Origin of the sequence: Anaerostipes sp. Marseille-Q3525, assembly GCF_018223505.1 — a bacterium.
Lineage (GTDB): Bacteria > Bacillota > Clostridia > Lachnospirales > Lachnospiraceae > Anaerostipes > Anaerostipes amylophilus.
In genome coordinates, this window is the sequence record NZ_JAGTTT010000074.1 from 1 (window position 1) to 1,340 (window position 1,340).

3 protein-coding genes are annotated in these 1,340 nt (G+C 29.9%); all 3 read right to left on the reverse strand.

Annotated features, from left to right (window positions below):
- Nucleotides 1-52: 52 nt before the first annotated feature.
- From KE503_RS14315 to KE503_RS14325, 3 genes are read right to left on the reverse strand one after another with little or no spacing between them, the layout of a single operon-like run.
- Nucleotides 53-529 carry a hypothetical protein gene (locus tag KE503_RS14315; protein WP_155511634.1) on the reverse strand — a complete coding sequence of 159 codons (477 nt, stop codon included), beginning with the start codon at nt 527-529 and terminating at the stop codon, nt 53-55.
- An 18-nt stretch (nt 530-547) separates the two neighbouring features.
- The gene (locus KE503_RS14655; protein ID WP_242855421.1) at nt 548-937 is read right to left on the reverse strand and encodes a DUF6120 family protein; all 390 of its coding nucleotides are present in this window, start codon (nt 935-937) and stop codon (nt 548-550) included.
- A 30-nt stretch (nt 938-967) separates the two neighbouring features.
- Nucleotides 968-1,291, reverse strand: a complete 324-nt coding sequence (locus tag KE503_RS14325) for a PadR family transcriptional regulator (RefSeq protein WP_055073059.1) — start codon at nt 1,289-1,291, stop codon at nt 968-970.
- Nucleotides 1,292-1,340: the final 49 nt, after the last annotated feature.

Below are 1,340 nucleotides of genomic sequence, written 5' to 3' on the forward strand. Positions count from 1 at the left end.
GTATTTAACAATAAAAAAACTTAACAATAAATATTGCTAAGTTTTTTTGCTATTATTTTAATTTACCGCTTTTATCACAACTGATAGATACGCTACGTGTAATAGTTCTCAAATATACTGAATCATTGTACTGTTTAAATGAAGCAGTCGCAGTTGCAGTGGAGTTGTGCTTTGTTGCTGATTTTGAAGCCAGTTTAAAAGTAATGGAAGGGCACGTAGTAGATACGGAGGCTTTAGTACAGCTTGAGGATGATCCGTTATATGTAAAAGTTCCAGTAACAGTAATTGTCCATAAAATTTTTCCACTAGATGCTTTATATGTATATGTCCTTTTAGCAGATTTTGTAGATGAACTACGAGAAAGAGTTGCAATGATATTTTCTTCAGTAGATGATTCAATATAACTACCATCATCAAAAATTTCAATAATATTTGTAGAATTTATAGATTGAATCTCAGAAGCTTTTACAGGAAAAGTAGAAGCAAAAATAAATAAAAAGCTAAAAAGTAGAATAAGTGTTTTTTTCATGATATAATTCCTCCATGATTATTTCTGTGGCAGTTCTTCTATAGAACCTTGGTTTTCATAAATGATTTTAGAATCTTTAATTTCTTGAAAAGATTCTAAAATCACGTAAGAACGATATGCAAAGAATACGATGAGTGCAAATGCGATTACAGATAAAAAGATACGAACATGTTTGACAAAATTCATTCTTTTTAATAGATAATCGTCATCAGCATTAGCATAGTATTCCATAACAACTTCTTTTGGTGTTCCAAATTGTTCTACTAATTTTTCATAGCTTAAATCTGGAAATAAATCTAAATGCTCATTTACTTGAACTTTTAATCGATTTAAAAAAGTTCGCTCTGATTTTCCGTAAACAGGGAATAATGTACGGCATTGTCGGATATATTTACGTGCTATAGTCATGATGTTCTCCTCACTTTTTGATATACTGTTTTAAACTCTAGGTCCTAAGACAGATTGAATAGCATCAATCATTTGATAATAATCATGTGTTAACTGAGAAAGATATTCTTTTCCTGCAGGCTCTAAATGATAGTAAACTCTGGTTTGGCGTTTTCCAACCTTGACTTGTCGATCAGAGATGTAACCTTTGTCTTGTAATTTATAAAGAATTGGATACATGGTACCTTCTGCGATTTTGATTTGTCCGTTTGTGATATCTTGTATAGATTGTGTTAGCTGATATCCATAACAGTCTTCTTGTTCTAGAACTTTCAAAAATAACATTTCAATTTTATAAAAACTTTTCTTTGCCATTATTTTCTCCATCATTTAATAAAAATTTTTATATATCTAATTATAACAC